Below are 15,229 nucleotides of genomic sequence, written 5' to 3'. Positions count from 1 at the left end.
ACGAGTGACAACTACCCAGATTGCCGATTCACATAAAGTAAATGCATAGATGAGCGAACAATCTTTTGAAATGATTGCCAAAACCTTCCAAGGACTGGAAGAGGTACTGGCACAAGAGCTGACTGCACTGGGCGCCAACGAAATAGAAATAGGCCGCCGCATGGTATCTTTCAGTGGTGATAAGGAAATGATGTACAAGGCAAACTTCTGCCTGCGTACAGCCATCCGGATACTGAAACCCATCAAACACTTCACAGCCAAGGATGCCGACGAGGTTTACGAACAGATTAAAGCCATCCGATGGGAAGACTATCTGGATACGGACAAGACCTTTGCCGTGGACGCGGTTGTATTCAGTGAAGAGTTCCGTCATTCCAAGTTCGTTTCCTACAAGGTGAAGGATGCCATCGTGGACTATTTCCGCGAGAAGACCGGCGAACGTCCCGGCGTGCGTGTCAACAAACCGGACGTGCTGCTGAACATACACATTGCCGAAACCAAATGTACGCTGTCTCTCGACTCCAGCGGCGAATCGCTGCACCGCCGCGGTTATCGCCAGGAAGCAGTAGAGGCCCCGCTGAATGAGGTGCTGGCCGCCGGCATGATATTGATGACCGGCTGGCGTGGCGAATGTGACCTGATAGACCCGATGTGTGGTTCGGGAACCATTCCCATCGAAGCGGCGCTGATTGCACGCAACATCGCTCCGGGCGTATTCCGCAAGGAGTTCGCTTTCGAGAAGTGGGTGGATTTTGACCAGGAGCTGTTCGACACGATATACAATGACGACAGCCAGGAACGTGAATTTACGCATAAGATATACGGTTACGACAACAGCCCGAAGGCAAACGAAATTGCCACACACAATATAAAGGCTGCCGGCGTAAGCAAGGACGTGGTATTGAAGCTGCAACCTTTCCAGCAATTCGAGCAACCTGCGGAGAAATCCATCATCATCACCAATCCTCCCTACGGTGAGCGTATCTCTACCAACGACCTGCTGGGCCTTTACTCCATGATTGGCGAGCGTCTGAAACATGCCTTTACGGGCAACACCGCATGGATTCTTTCTTACCGGGAAGAGTGCTTCGACCAAATCGGGCTAAAAGCCACCTCCAAGATACCTTTATTCAATGGTGCGCTGGAATGCGAATTCCGCCAGTACGAAATCTTCGATGGAAAGTACAAGGAATTCCGTGCCGAAGGCGAGGAGTTGAGCAAGGAGCGCAAAGAATTTCGTCCGGCTTCTGGGGAACGGAAAGAGTTCAAACCCGGAGAAAGACGCGAATTCCGTCCCCGATTCAGTGGAGAGAGACGTGAATTCGGTAGCGAAAGACGCGAGTTCAACGGCGAACGCAGACCAAGAGAATTCAAGGACGGCGAAAAGCGCGAATTCCGTCCGCGTGAAAGAAGAGAGTTCAAGGATGGGGAAAGACGGGAGTTCAGACCGAGGGAAAGACGTGAATTCGGTGGAGAACGCAGAACAAGGTCGGGTGAGTCTTACCCGGAAAGCAAAAGAAGAGAGGCGGGAAAGAAGGAAGAAGAATAACACGAACAATGACAAGGAGAATGAATGCAAAGAAAATAAGTAAGAGCATTCTTGCACTGCTGATAACAGTACCTGCTCTGCTTGCAACAAACGCTATGGCACAAGAACTGAAAAAGCCGACCCTGGAAGATCTGATTCCCGGAGGTGAGACCTACCACAAACCGGAAAACAAATCGTACCAGTGGTGGGGCGATGCCGCTTGTTTGGAACTTGGCATCGACAATATAGAAGGTACATGGGCTGTCAAAGGATTAGGTGCCAAGCCCGGAGAGAAATTCACTGCCATCACATTGGAAGAAGCCAACGCGCTGCTGGAAGAAAAAGGACTTGGAAAACTGCGTCACTTTCATGCTGCAAAGGCTGTCAACGTACCCCGAGGCGTCAATCTGGGTATTCAAGTCCAAATAGACCCACTCCTGCTGCTGAACACCGGCAAGTACCGTGCCCTCGTCGACTGGAAGAAGAAAAAAGTCATCTGGAGCCAGCCTTGCCCCACCCAAGCCGCAAATGAGGATTGGAACGAGGTAAGCCGCCATTTGGCTTATACTATCGGCAATAATCTCTATGTGATGACCGATGACGGGCAAACCCTGAAAGTCACCAACGAACCGGAAGGTATCGTCTGCGGACAAAGTGTGCACCGCAATGAATTCGGCATTTCAAAAGGCACTTTCTGGAATCCTGCCGGGGACCTGCTGGCCTTTTATCGAATGAACGAAAGCATGGTCACCCCCTATCCATTGGTTGACATCACGACAAGAATAGCACTGGTGGATAAAATACGCTACCCCATGGCCGGCATGCTCAGCCATCAGGTAAAGGTAGGTATCTACAATCCGGCTACTCAAAAGACCATCTACCTGGACATGGGCGACCCAAAAGACCGCTACTTCACCAACATCACCTGGGCACCGGATGGCAAAAGCCTCTATCTGATAGAGCTAAACCGAGACCAAAACCACTCCGAACTGTGCCGGTACGATGCTGAAAGCGGAAAGCTGCAACAAGTGCTCATCGAAGAGAGACATCCCAAATATGTGGAGCCGCAATCTCCCATTCTATTCCTGCCATGGGACAGCCACAAGTTCATCTATCAAAGCCAGCGTGACGGCTTCAACCATCTGTACCTATACAATACGGAAGGGGAACTGCTGAAGCAACTCACCTCCGGCCCCTGGCTTGTACAAGACATCGTAGGTTTTAACCGGAACACGAAAGAGCTCATCATCAAGAGTACGGAAATCTCTCCTTTGCAGAGCAACCTTTACGCTGTCAACCTGAAGAATGGCAAACGCAGCTTGATAGGAGACCCAACCGGCATGCACTCGGCACAAATTTCCGGTTTCATGGGAACTTACCTCATCGACAATGCCTCTTCGCCCACTTGCCCCCGTATCATAAAACTGATGTCCACCAACCCGAAAAAACAACGGGAACACACACTGCTGACAGCCAAGAACCCCTACGAAGGCTTTGAAATGCCCAGCATAGAAGTAGGCACCATCAAAGCCGCCGACGGCAAGACAGACTTGTACTACCGCCTGATAAAGCCTGCCGACTTCGACCCGGCAAAGAAGTATCCCGCCATCGTCTACGTATACGGCGGCCCGCACGCCCAGATGATAACGAACGGCTGGATGAACGATGCCCGCGGCTGGGACATCTACATGGCAAACAAAGGCTACATCATGTTCAGCCTCGACAACCGTGGCAGCAGCAACCGTGGACTGGAGTTTGAAAACGCCACCTTCCGCCAGCTGGGCATCGAAGAGGGCAAAGACCAGGTGAAGGGCGTAGAATTCCTGAAAAGCCAGCCTTATGTGGACGGAGAGCGTATCGGCGTGCACGGCTGGAGCTTCGGAGGACACATGACTACGGCGCTGATGCTGCGCTATCCCGAAATTTTCAAGGTAGGCGTTGCCGGCGGACCGGTTATCGACTGGGGATACTACGAGATAATGTACGGTGAGCGCTATATGGACACTCCGCAAGCGAACCCGGAAGGCTACAAGCAGACAAATCTGAAAAACCTTGCCGGTAACTTGAAAGGACATCTGCTCATCATACACGACGACCACGACGACACCTGCGTGCCGCAGCACACCCTTTCATTCATGAAGGCGTGCGTGGATGCCCGTACCTATCCCGATTTGTTTATCTATCCCACGCACAAGCACAACGTCCTGGGACGCGACCGTGTGCATCTGCACGAGAAGATAACAAGATATTTTGAAGAATATCTTTAATGTACAATGTACCATATACAATGTACAATTTGCTATGCAGTGCGGGCGTGCAAATAGGGAGTAGATGGTAGAAGAAAGAAGAGAATAAAAGAGAGAATAAATCATTAAGTATAACAATCTGTACAACTTACCTGATGCCCCACAGCACAGACAAATTGTACATTGTAAATTGTAAATGAACCCATGAAAGTATTATTATTAGGCTCCGGTGGCCGCGAACACGCTCTGGCATGGAAGATTGCCCAAAGCCCGAAAGTAGAGAAACTATATATTGCTCCCGGCAATGCAGGTACAAGCGAAGCAGGCGAGAATGTGAACTTGAAGGCGACAGACTTTCCCGCACTCAAGGCTTTTGCCCTTGAGAAAGAAATCGACATGATTGTTGTGGGCCCCGAAGACCCGCTGGTACAAGGCATCTTCGACAGTTTCAAGGAAGACCCTGCCACTTGCCATATCGACATCATCGGCCCCACCGCCAAAGGTGCCACACTGGAAGGTAGCAAGGAATTTGCCAAAGGCTTCATGATGCGCCACAACATCCCCACTGCCCGCTACAAGAGCATCACCGCCGACAACTTACAAGAAGGACTCGATTTCCTCGCAACCCTCGAAGCGCCTTACGTACTGAAGGCCGACGGACTGTGTGCAGGCAAGGGCGTGCTGATTCTCCCCACACTGGAAGAAGCTCAGAAAGAGCTGAAGGAAATGCTGGGCGGCATGTTCGGCGATGCCAGCGCCACGGTAGTCATTGAAGAGTTCCTCAGCGGCATCGAGTGTTCCGTATTCGTGATGACAGACGGCCGCCACTATAAGGTATTGCCCGTAGCCAAAGATTACAAGCGTATCGGCGAAGGCGACAAAGGCCTCAACACCGGCGGTATGGGCAGTGTTACTCCCGTACCTTTTGCCGACGAAACATTTATGGAAAAAGTACGCACCCGCATCATCGAACCTACCGTAAACGGTCTGCTGGAAGAAGAAATCGGCTATCAAGGCTTCATCTTCCTGGGACTTATCAACGTGAAGGGCGAACCGATGGTCATTGAATACAACGTCCGCATGGGCGACCCCGAAACCGAAAGTGTGATGCTGCGCATCAAGAGCGACCTGGTAGACCTGCTCGAAGGCGTTGCCCAGGGCGACCTCGACCAGCGTACGCTGGAATTCGACCCTCGCACAGCCGCTTGCGTCATGCTGGTGAGCGGAGGATATCCGGAAGTCTACGAAAAGGGCAAGGTGATGACCGGATTCGAGAAGGCTGCCGAAACAGACAGCATCCTCTTCCATGCCGGAACAGCCACCAAAGACGGACAGACCGTAACCGCCGGTGGCCGTGTCATCGCCGTCTGCTCCTATGGTGAAACGAAGGAAGAAGCCTTGCAGAAAAGCTACCGCGTGGCCGACATGATAGACTTCGAGAAGAAATATTTCAGAAGAGATATAGGATTTGATTTATAAATGAGAACGAAGAGATTCCAGAACCGGATAACGGCAGGGCGGTTCACACTACCCGCCGCTATCCTGATTTCAGTATCCTGCTGGATACTGACTGCCGTTCTGTTGCCCGAGACGGAGACACAGCAAAGCGGATATTCCCTTTGGGAAACATTCTGCGACTTCTGCATCCCCACCTGGGCAAACCGTCTCTTCAGCTTTATTCTGTATGCCGTCATCGGGTACTTCCTAATACAGCTCAACAATACGTTCGCCATCATCCGGATGCGGGCATCGGTACAGACTTCTGTCTACTTCCTGCTGATATCCGTCTGCCCCAGCCTGCACATGCTGTATGCGGGAGACTTGGCAGCCGCCTCCTTCCTGGTGGCACTGTTTTTCCTCTTCAAGAGCTACCAGCAGGCACGGCCCACAGGCAATCTCTTCCACGCCTTTGTCTTCATCGGACTGGGCAGCCTGCTTTTTCCGCAGCTCATGCTGTTTGTCCCCATCTTCTGGATAGGTGCCTACAACTTCCAGTCTCTCCAACCCAAAAGTTTCTTCGCTTCCTTGGTAGGATGGAGCGTACCCTACTGGCTGTTGCTGGGACACGCCCTCTACTACGGGCAAATGGAACTCTTCTGCCAGCCCTTCCGCGAGCTGGTGACCTTCGCTCCCACCCGGTTCGACTATCAGCCGTGGGAACTCGCCACCCTCGGGTATCTCCTTGTTCTGTTCATCGTCAGCGCGGCACACTGTCTCATTGCCGGCTATGAAGACAAGATACGCACCCGAAGCTATCTACACTTCCTCATCCTGCTGAATTTCTGCATCTTTGTCTATATCGGACTGCAACCGGTATTGAGTGTCCACTTGATGTCCTTCCTGCTCATCGGTGTCAGCATCCTGGCGGGACACTTGTTTGTACTGACAAATAGCCGCAGTTCCAATATATTCTTCATTTGTGCATTTATCGGATTATTCATTCTATTAGGATTCAACATATGGACGCTTTTGTAGATACACTCGTACAGCTGCTGATTGACTGGGGATATGTCGGTCTGTTCATCTCTGCCCTATTGGCAGGAAGCATCATTCCGTTCAGTTCCGAGATAGTGATGGTAGCACTGGTCAAGGTCGGTCTGAGCCCGGCACTGTGCGTACTCTCCGCCACCTTGGGAAATACGCTGGGAGGCATGACGTGCTACTACATGGGACGTCTGGGACGTATAGACTGGATTGAGAAATATTTCAAGATAAAAAGGGAAAAGATAGAACGGATGCAGCATTTCCTCCAAGGGAAAGGGGCACTGATGGCTTTCTTCGCCTTTCTGCCTTTTGTGGGAGAGGCCATAGCCATTGCACTGGGCTTCATGCGCAGTAATCTGATACTGACCACCACGTCCATGTTTGCAGGGAAACTGGTGCGCTACATAGCTATGCTGTGGGCACTGCAAGGAGCCATTTCGATGATGAATTATTGACATGTAGTGAGTTTGAGCAATAGATGTATAGATACAACGCGTTGGATGTATAGATGCAACGTGCTGGATGTATAGATGCAGCACGCTGGATATATAGGCGCAACAACACGCTGAATCACAGAGAATTAAGCTAAATAAAAACATTCAACAAAAGCAGAAGTGATGCAACGAATCATAGAGAAGACGGAAGACGGAAGTGCGACACTGTTTGTACCGGAACTGAATGAACATTATCATTCGGTAAAGGGGGCACGTACAGAGTCACAGCACATCTTCATCGACATGGGACTGAAAGCATCCGCTACTGCCCGCCCGCATATCCTTGAAATCGGTTTCGGCACCGGACTGAATGCCCTGCTTACACTGGAAACTGCCGAAAAGGAAAAGAGACCTGTGCACTATACCGGTATTGAACTCTATCCGCTTGCATGGCCGGAGGTGGATGCGCTAAAATATAGCGACAATCCTCTGTTCGAGGAACTGCATCGGGCTGCGTGGGAAGAAGAAGTTGCCATAACTCCTTATTTCACACTGAGAAAAGTGCGGGCAGATGTCGAAACAATAAGCATTGACAGTTTGTTAATGATTAATAAATCTCCGTTCGATGTTGTCTACTTCGATGCCTTTGCACCCGAAAAGCAACCGGGAATGTGGGAGGAAAAAGTCTTCCGGAATATCCATGCCGCCATGAGCACCGATGGCGTGCTGACCACCTACTGCGCCAAAGGAGTAATACGCCGCATGCTGCAAGCCGTAGGATTCAAGGTAGAGCGTCTCCCAGGTCCCCCCGGAGGGAAACGGGAGATACTGAGGGGAAGGAAAGAGGAAGTGATAAATGGATAAGGAATAGTTGATAATGAATAGTTGATGCCCCCTGCCACAGCGCAGCCAAATTGTAAATTGTAAATAGTAAATTGTAAATGAAAAAGTTTTGTTTTTTACTCCTCATAGCCACCTTGCTCTTCTCGTGCAAGCAAGGAGGCCAACAGAACAAGAAGAATGACGATAAACCCGTGATTACCGTCACCATCGAGCCGCTGCGGTATTTCACCGAAGCCATTGCCGGCGATGAATTCACCGTCGTCAGCATGGTGCCCAAAGGTTCAAGTCCGGAAACCTACGACCCCACGCCCCAGCAGCTTGTCGACCTTGCCCAAAGCAAGGCCTATTTCCGCATCGGCTACATCGGTTTCGAGCAGACATGGACGGAAAAACTGACGGACAATGCTCCCCACCTGCAATTCTTCGATATGTCCGAGAATGTGGAACTTATTCTGGACGATACCCATGCACATCATCATAAAGACGGGCATGTACACGAAGGCCATACGCACGCCGGTGGTGTGGAACCCCACATCTGGAATTCCACCATCAACGCCCAAATCATTGCCGGAAATATTCTGAATGCACTCTGCGCCATAGACAAAGCCAATGAAAACGCCTACATGGAACGTTACAACGCACTCATCCGGCGGATAGAGCATACAGACAGCCTCATCTGCCAGATGCTTTCCAGCCCGAATGCCGACCGTGCCTTCATGATTTATCATCCGGCACTTTCCTACTTTGCCCGCGACTACAACCTGCACCAGATTCCTATCGAAGCCGGTGGAAAGGAACCCTCTCCCACCCATCTGAAGAACCTGATAAACTCCTGCAAGAAGGAGAAGGTACGCGTCATCTTTGTACAGCCGGAATTCGACCGCCGCAATGCCGACCTTATCGCCCAGCAGACCGGAATCCGGGTGGTGGCTATCAATCCCCTCTCATACGACTGGGAGGAGGAGATGATGAATACCGCCAGAGCGCTTGTAAAAGAGTAAACGATGATTCTGTCCATTTAACGAAGAAGAAGCTATGCCTGCATCCCCCATTATAGAGATAAAGAACCTCAGCGCCGGATACGATAACCGGACCGTACTGCATGATATAAACCTGATTATCTACGAACGTGATTTTCTGGGCATCATCGGTCCCAACGGTGGTGGAAAGACTACCCTTATCAAATGTATACTGGGACTGCTGAAACCCACCGCCGGGGAAATTCTATATCACTCCTGCCCCCCATCCCCCTCCGAAATTGCCAATTGTCAATCATCAACTGTCAATTGTCAATTATCTATGGGTTACTTGCCCCAGTACAGCAGCATCGACCGGAAATTTCCCATCACCGTAGAGGAGGTCATCCTTTCAGGACTCAGCAGCAAGAAGCCGCTGGCTTCACGCTTCACCGCCCGGCACCGCGAGAAAGCCTCTGCCGTGATAGCCCGCATGGGGCTGGAAGGCATGGAGCAGCGTGCCATCGGCGCTTTGAGCGGCGGACAGTTGCAACGTGCCCTCCTGGGCCGTGCCATCATCTCCGACCCGCAGGTGGTGATTCTCGACGAACCCAGCACATACATCGACAAGCGTTTCGAAGCCCGCCTCTACGAACTGCTGGCAGAGATAAACAAGGATTGCGCCATTATTCTCGTCAGCCACGACATCGGCACGGTGTTGCAGCAAGTCAAGTCCATTGCCTGCGTCAACGAAACCCTGGACTACCATCCCGATACCGGCGTTACGAAAGAATGGCTGGAACGCAACTTCAACTGCCCGATAGAGTTGCTGGGGCACGGGACACTGCCGCACAGGATATTGAAAGAACACAAGCATTCTCACGGATGACTGGAAGCAAAGGAGGCCGGCCCATTGTAGAACCGACCTCCCGTTACCCTTCCGAATAACTATCCGACAATCTTCTTACCCGTCATTTATATTGGAAAGCCTTATACGAATGGGGCAGTAATGACAAACGGAAAGAGTTCTTTGGTGTCACCGGACGCCTGCTCTGTACGGGTTCGGCAGGAAGGGGAGCCAGAATATCCCCATTCTCCAGATTTTCCAACCTCGTCACCTCATCATCGGTAACAATACGCACTTCCACCGGTTCATCATTGAAGTTCTCCACCACCAGTGTTTTATTGTCATACACAAACAATCCGACTTTGGAGGGAGCCTCCAGATAGATATCCATATCCCTACTCATAATGCGGCGAATCTCATTCAAGGCTTTTGCCGGGAAATCATATAAATTTCCCATATCATCGGGAATGGTCAATACATATAGATTGCCGGCGGCATAGGGAGCTCTCAACAAAATAGGATACCCCGATACTCCTCCCGTCAACGGACGGCCCGCACTGACTACTTCCCAAGCATCATTCGTATAATACTGAACCTGCGGTATCAATAAATCGCGTCCGGCTTGTCCGTATCGGCCAAAATCATTGACAAGAGCTTTCAAATCGGTACAACGCAACTCTACTATTTCGGCAATTTTTTCAGGAATGGCTTTCAGCAAGCCGCTTGTAATCACCACATCCCGTCCGCTTTGCAATTGCTTCCTAATGTCGGTCATGAGCTCCGGAGCTTGAGCCGCCTGGGCAGTCAGCAGCACCACTTGTTGGTCTTTCGGAAAAACGGGACGTATATCCATCGGCAAACCTATCATGCCCAGATAATTCTGCAAGAAATCATCACCCGCCACATGAAAAGGCTTGTAGGACTTGATGCCAATGGGGTTACCCAACTTACCTATCAGTTTATCAGTCTGTTTCAATACAACATCCGCAATGCGTGCCATGGTGGTAGGCTCTATGGAAGTTCCGTCCTTCTGCCGGATAGGGGCAGTCATCTCATCATAATTAAAGCTGGTGCCCATGCCCTGCCAAGGGGTACGGAACCTGGGAGACAACTTCACGCCCAGAAGCTGGTTATAGGCAAAGAGAATGATTTCGGGAGCCTTGGCAAGCATGGTCAGATGCAGCTGCTCAGCATAGCGGTCCATGCCTAGATTCAGTCCACCGGAGTCCACCCATCCTCCACCGTTGTAGCCCGGACGCAGATTATCGAAATAGCGGATAATATTATAGCTTAGATAATTCTGCAGATGCTGGTTGCCGGCAGGATCCCTTGTTTCGGTACCCGTCCAGACACCGTCAAAGAGTTGGGGACCTTCCTCCAGATTAAAGCCCAAACCTTGGAAATGGTCGTACCAGTTGGGATACTTGATGATTACCTTTACACGAGGATTCACCTTCTTGGCAGGTTTCAGCACAAGGTCGCGCCCGGCTTCAGTCATCAGCTTCAAACGGTATTCCGTCCAGCTCTGCGCACCTTTGGCTTTTATCTCTATGTCCGACTTGCAACTGGTGAAGAAAAAGTCATCCAGAATAAACTCGTCAAAGTGCTTTGCCGTATGTTCTGCAATCTTTCGCACCATCTCACGATGCTCGGGATTGGAATAGCAGAACGTCTCGAAACTGTTTGCCTCGTTGATGGTGTAGGTAATTCCTCCGGCAGTCTCTATTCCCCGGTCATGGAAAAATTTCTTAGCTTGCTCCAGGGTGGCGTCATCCACAATCAGTAAATCACGATGTGTTTCCAGATAAATCTTGTCCACTTCCAACTGTTGTGAAATCACATTCCAAGTCGAATCCAGCCAATGGATGTCCTTCATCTTGTCTACCTCGTAGGCACGTACATAGACCGATACCTTAAAATTGTCATAAGCTTTTGCCTGCATGGCCATAGTGCAGACCATGCAGAGCAGAAAAGCTACAATTACAAACTTATCTACCTTTATTTTACTGTTCATTACCATTCAATATTTTCTGAGATGCCAATACCATATACATAAACCACGTAGCATGTCCGCCCAAACAGTACTCACCCTCCTGCCATAAGAACGGGAAATGAAGTAATTCGGGCAAGTCAGGACGAATCAGATTTGTACCCGGAGACACTCCACCCGGAATATAAGACCAGTCGGCACGGTTGACACCATAGGCAGCTTTCATCGTTTCGGCACCGACTCCCGTTACAAACGCTGCCTGATTACGTCCCGGATGCATACCGAGCAGGTATTGGACAGCATTGAAAATATAGTCCGGTGCAAACAAGTCAGGATAGGCAGCATGCAGGTAACAGTAATTGTAGCCCAGATGCTGGGGTTCCCATGAACCGGAAGAACGGTTACCTCTGTCATGCGGCACTCCATACGGAGTTTTACTGCTATACTCCTGATACATAGCCTGCAACTCCGGCAGTGCTTTGCGAACAGCCTTGCTGAAACGTGCATTTCCCACAGCCTTGTCGAAACGTCCGATGAACCAACCCGTCTGACGGATGTTCTTGCAGATGAAATCCTGCTGCTGCAAAACGAAATCACGGTATTCCACTTCCTTTGTCGCCAGATAAAGTTCTACGGCAGCATGTACCTTGGCTGTCAGCACCCGGTTGTTGTCGCAGCGGGTAATCCTGAACAATTCACGGGCTATCTCCAGACAATCCGCTCCCAATGCATCGTTATGTCCCTTCAAGACACGTGAAATACCTGCCAGCCAGGCAGCCACTTGAAGTTCCCTACCAGGGTTGTCCTCCGTAAACACCCAGCGGTCGTCGGCAGTCCCACTGACATGGTCTGTATGGGCCGACGCATCACCCAAGTGTGCATACTGGCGTACGGTAGGACACAGAATCCCTCTGTAGAGACGCCCCAGAGCCTTCCAACCCGCCACTATCGTCAAAGCACCGTTTTCCACCTGCTGCAACAAGTCATTCTTTCCATCCGGCTGGTGAATCTCGACTATCTTCTTTTCAAAATCTATGGAAGTCTCGTCCCAATAGGCACCAAAGTTCTCACAAGCCATGGCAAGTATATAGGCCTCGCCTGCCTGGGATTCCACACGCAAGTCATAGTCCCCGCATCGTGCCATCCACCCACATTCAGCCCTGGAACCAAATCACCCGGCTGATACTTACAAAGAGTAGAGGTTCCTTGAGTATATCCGTCTATATGGTTGATATCGGTTTTGGCCATACGTGCATCGTCATGATGACAGAAGTCATGCCATACACGGTATTTTTCGTTCACACGCATGTGGCACATCTGTACCGGCAAGAAGTATTCCACCTCTGCCTGCCAGATACCCTTGTCCCACACATCTTTGGCAATGCGGAACACCGGAGAAGCAGCATCGCCGTACATCACCTGATAGAGCCCTTCTTCCGTCACTTCCGTGAAGTCGAACTGCAGATAGTGGTAACGTTGGAAATCTCCCCAATCCTTGGCAGCCTGCTGCTTTACCAGTTTCCTGCCATCGGCAACAATGCGATAAAGGGCAGGTTGCTTGAAGTCTGTATCCCGTTTGTCCAACTCTATGACAGCTACTTTCTTCTGTCCAGGATGGTAACCTACTTGAGAGGCTTGCACCACCGGTGCATAACGCCAGTCTTTAGTGACTGTCGGACGGATTATCCATTTCACCGCACCTTCCTTTGTCCCTACCGGGAACTCCGAACGGAGCACAAACCAACCGTTGTTATGATTTATCCTTCCATCATACAGCAGCAAGTCTCCTTTCTCACTTTCAATCGTAATCTTTGCCAAATCATCCTGAGGATTGAGTACAAACTTTTTCCCCTCGGCAAAAGGAGCAGAGACGATATCATCGGCAATCATCGGGTTATAAGTCTTTCTATCCAACAGCAACTGGTCCAAATCAGCTTTCCCGCCAGGGTTGAAATCTCCGATATGCTCCATGTTGGAAGACTGTTTCATGGTGGGCCCCATCGCCTGGTGGGGAAAGACTCCCGTCCGGTTGTCCATAATCCACGGCTTGCCCAGCAAAGTGGAAGGTACCAATTCCAGATTAAAGCCCAACTTGCCGGCAAACCGCTCGGGCACCGGTTGGTCCAAATCAACGGTCAATACCAGATAATCCTTCTCGCCTTTGACCTTAATGGTATAGCCAAAAACAAAATCCGGATAAAGCATCGGATTAAAGCCTGCCATATGTTTGGCCGAATCCGGATAACTCAATGTGACACGGATTTCATTGTCAGCCTCATCCACCACCCGGCTTCTCATCTTGGGCAATCCCTGCCACTGCCCTTGCGAGATTTCAAAGCGCACATCTCCATTGGCAGCCCTGCGGTCTCCATTCAAAACAAGGGTCAGTCCTCCCTGGTGTCCTTCAGGGTAGACGTCACTGAACACCATCACATTGGCCCCGCCATTCTCAAAATATCCCGATGGATTGATTCTGAAATCCTGGGCGTGCAGCCCCATACAAAGCATCAGTGATGCTGCACCTGCTATAAATTTCTTCATAAATACTATTTTAAACGATTATGTATTTCCACTCTCAAGCGTACCGTATGATACGGGCAACGCCACATACTCACTTTGGGAGTATCCTTCTTGGGTTCTCCATCAAAACAATCACTGTACCATTCACCGTATTCCCGGTCTATCATACAGTCCTTTACGAAAGTCCAAACCGTATCGGCCGATTGCAGATAAACGTCATTCCCGCTGATTTGCCAGGCATTGACACAAGCTATCATCGTTTCAATCTGGCCCCACCATGAGGCATGCCCGGTTGTTCTTCCGCCCTTCTTTTCATACATCATATACCCTTTGTCACTCAGTCCTTCCGCCAAGCAAGCATCCGTCACATCCAGCGCAAGCCGATTCGCCCTATCCATCAGTTGCCGGTCTTCTAACACACGGGCAGCCTCACAAAGCAGCCATCCCGCCTCCACATCATGCCCATAAGAGTCCATCTCAACCAGACTGTTCCATGCATTATCAAAGAACAAATTAAAATGCCTCCTTGAAGAGTCATAAATACGGTCCATAAACAACCCGGTGCAGAACTTGAGTCGTTTCCTCAGTCCGTCGTCTTTCCAGCATTGATATAAAAGGGTATAAGCCTCCAACACGTGCAAATGCGCATTCATAGTCTTGGGTGCATTGTTATCATAATTATCCAGTTGTTTCCAATCTTCAGTAAAAGATTCCACATAACCGTCATATTGCGATTCACGGCCTTTCTCCTCCAAGGTATGATATAAACCGACAGCCATATCCAGACTCTCGCTGTTACCTGTTGCCAGATAGTGTTCAGCCAGCCCATAGATGGCGTAGGTCATAGCATACGTATATTTGGAAGCATTCAGCACCTCACCGTCAGGATTGACCAGCCAATATACCCCACCATGTTCCTTGTCTATAAATGTATCAATGAAGTAGCGTTGCGATTTATCCGCAAGCTTCAGATAAGCCTCATCCTTAAACGTACGGTATGCGGCAGAAAAACTCCACAGAATCCGGGCATTCAGAACCCCTCCTCTCGGAGCATCCACTACCGGAGTACCATTCCGCAATACAGTTCCATAAAAACCGCCGTCGGGAGCCACTGCATAATCCATCCAAAACGGCAACACGCTGTCTCTGACATTCGTGACAATCTCTGTACGCATGCGTGTCTGCATATCTGTCTCCCCTAAATGCGACCGGCAACCTGCCAGACAATATGCAACCAGCAGTGCTATCCAATAAAACATCTTCCTTTCCATAATTATTCTCTAAAACCATCAAACTTTTCCTTGTATAATTCCCCGTTTATCAGAGACTGGTGTTCGTCGTCTCAAGTACTGGTGTTTGTCATGTCAGACACCGGCTTTCA

12 protein-coding genes are annotated in these 15,229 nt (G+C 50.2%); 8 read left to right on the top strand and 4 right to left on the bottom strand.

The annotated features are described in order from the left end of the window. Positions 1-49: 49 nt before the first annotated feature. The 8 genes from DW947_RS15880 (at position 50) to DW947_RS15845 (ending at position 9,380) form a co-directional block, all read left to right on the top strand. Positions 50-1,549, top strand: coding sequence for a THUMP domain-containing protein (locus tag DW947_RS15880; protein ID WP_009037570.1), 1,500 nt, complete (start codon positions 50-52; stop codon positions 1,547-1,549). A gap of 20 nt (positions 1,550-1,569) precedes the next feature. Then, positions 1,570-3,795, top strand: a complete 2,226-nt coding sequence (locus tag DW947_RS15875; protein ID WP_117962943.1) for a S9 family peptidase — start codon at positions 1,570-1,572, stop codon at positions 3,793-3,795. A gap of 183 nt (positions 3,796-3,978) precedes the next feature. Then, positions 3,979-5,253 (top strand): phosphoribosylamine--glycine ligase, encoded by a 1,275-nt coding sequence (gene purD / locus DW947_RS15870; RefSeq protein ID WP_117962941.1) that lies wholly within the window; start codon positions 3,979-3,981, stop codon positions 5,251-5,253. Further along, on the top strand, positions 5,254-6,249 hold the full coding sequence (locus tag DW947_RS15865; protein WP_117962939.1) for a hypothetical protein: 996 nt from the start codon (positions 5,254-5,256) through the stop codon (positions 6,247-6,249). Next, the gene (locus DW947_RS15860; protein WP_117962937.1) at positions 6,234-6,713 is read left to right on the top strand and encodes a YqaA family protein; all 480 of its coding nucleotides are present in this window, start codon (positions 6,234-6,236) and stop codon (positions 6,711-6,713) included. The genes DW947_RS15865 and DW947_RS15860 overlap by 16 nt, the downstream gene beginning before the upstream one ends. A gap of 162 nt (positions 6,714-6,875) precedes the next feature. Continuing rightward, a complete protein-coding gene (gene mnmD, locus DW947_RS15855) occupies positions 6,876-7,556 on the top strand; it encodes a tRNA (5-methylaminomethyl-2-thiouridine)(34)-methyltransferase MnmD (RefSeq protein ID WP_057088818.1) in 681 nt (226 codons plus the stop codon). Positions 7,557-7,633: 77 nt separating this feature from the next. Then, a complete protein-coding gene (locus tag DW947_RS15850; RefSeq protein WP_119958554.1) occupies positions 7,634-8,536 on the top strand; it encodes a metal ABC transporter solute-binding protein, Zn/Mn family in 903 nt (300 codons plus the stop codon). A 34-nt stretch (positions 8,537-8,570) separates the two neighbouring features. Further along, positions 8,571-9,380, top strand: coding sequence for a metal ABC transporter ATP-binding protein (locus tag DW947_RS15845; RefSeq protein WP_117962935.1), 810 nt, complete (start codon positions 8,571-8,573; stop codon positions 9,378-9,380). Between the two features lie 82 nt (positions 9,381-9,462). On the opposite strand, the gene DW947_RS15840 is transcribed toward DW947_RS15845, so the two are convergent. The 4 genes from DW947_RS15840 to DW947_RS15830 are packed head-to-tail and all read right to left on the bottom strand — an operon-like array spanning position 9,463 to position 15,119. Continuing rightward, on the bottom strand, positions 9,463-11,352 hold the full coding sequence (locus tag DW947_RS15840; protein WP_182012136.1) for a hypothetical protein: 1,890 nt from the start codon (positions 11,350-11,352) through the stop codon (positions 9,463-9,465). After that, positions 11,342-12,472, bottom strand: coding sequence for a glycoside hydrolase family 9 protein (locus DW947_RS21895; RefSeq protein WP_243635095.1), 1,131 nt, complete (start codon positions 12,470-12,472; stop codon positions 11,342-11,344). The genes DW947_RS15840 and DW947_RS21895 overlap by 11 nt, the downstream gene beginning before the upstream one ends. After that, on the bottom strand, positions 12,361-13,869 hold the full coding sequence (locus DW947_RS21890) for a cellulase N-terminal Ig-like domain-containing protein (protein WP_243635094.1): 1,509 nt from the start codon (positions 13,867-13,869) through the stop codon (positions 12,361-12,363). The genes DW947_RS21895 and DW947_RS21890 overlap by 112 nt, the downstream gene beginning before the upstream one ends. A 5-nt stretch (positions 13,870-13,874) precedes the next feature. Beyond that, positions 13,875-15,119 carry an AGE family epimerase/isomerase gene (locus tag DW947_RS15830; protein WP_117962931.1) on the bottom strand — a complete coding sequence of 415 codons (1,245 nt, stop codon included), beginning with the start codon at positions 15,117-15,119 and terminating at the stop codon, positions 13,875-13,877. Between the last annotated feature and the right edge of the window lie 110 nt (positions 15,120-15,229).

Origin of the sequence: Bacteroides sp. AM44-19, assembly GCF_003603395.1 — a bacterium.
Taxonomy (GTDB): domain Bacteria; phylum Bacteroidota; class Bacteroidia; order Bacteroidales; family Bacteroidaceae; genus Bacteroides; species Bacteroides uniformis.
The sequence above is the reverse complement of the archived record's forward strand: the minus strand, read 5'-3'. Positions and strand labels throughout refer to the sequence as shown.

Excerpts from the sequence above, each read along its gene's own strand:
- DW947_RS15860 (WP_117962937.1), top strand. The coding sequence starts at position 6,234 with ATGGACGCTTTTGTAGATACACTCGTACAGCTGCTGATTGACTGGGGA.
- purD (WP_117962941.1), top strand. The coding sequence starts at position 3,979 with ATGAAAGTATTATTATTAGGCTCCGGTGGCCGCGAACACGCTCTGGCA.
- DW947_RS15845 (WP_117962935.1), top strand. The coding sequence starts at position 8,571 with ATGCCTGCATCCCCCATTATAGAGATAAAGAACCTCAGCGCCGGATAC.
- DW947_RS21890 (WP_243635094.1), bottom strand. The coding sequence starts at position 13,869 with ATGAAGAAATTTATAGCAGGTGCAGCATCACTGATGCTTTGTATGGGG.
- DW947_RS15865 (WP_117962939.1), top strand. The coding sequence starts at position 5,254 with ATGAGAACGAAGAGATTCCAGAACCGGATAACGGCAGGGCGGTTCACA.
- DW947_RS21895 (WP_243635095.1), bottom strand. The coding sequence starts at position 12,472 with ATGGCACGATGCGGGGACTATGACTTGCGTGTGGAATCCCAGGCAGGC.
- DW947_RS15840 (WP_182012136.1), bottom strand. The coding sequence starts at position 11,352 with ATGAACAGTAAAATAAAGGTAGATAAGTTTGTAATTGTAGCTTTTCTG.
- DW947_RS15830 (WP_117962931.1), bottom strand. The coding sequence starts at position 15,119 with ATGGAAAGGAAGATGTTTTATTGGATAGCACTGCTGGTTGCATATTGT.
- DW947_RS15850 (WP_119958554.1), top strand. The coding sequence starts at position 7,634 with ATGAAAAAGTTTTGTTTTTTACTCCTCATAGCCACCTTGCTCTTCTCG.
- DW947_RS15880 (WP_009037570.1), top strand. The coding sequence starts at position 50 with ATGAGCGAACAATCTTTTGAAATGATTGCCAAAACCTTCCAAGGACTG.
- mnmD (WP_057088818.1), top strand. The coding sequence starts at position 6,876 with ATGCAACGAATCATAGAGAAGACGGAAGACGGAAGTGCGACACTGTTT.
- DW947_RS15875 (WP_117962943.1), top strand. The coding sequence starts at position 1,570 with ATGAATGCAAAGAAAATAAGTAAGAGCATTCTTGCACTGCTGATAACA.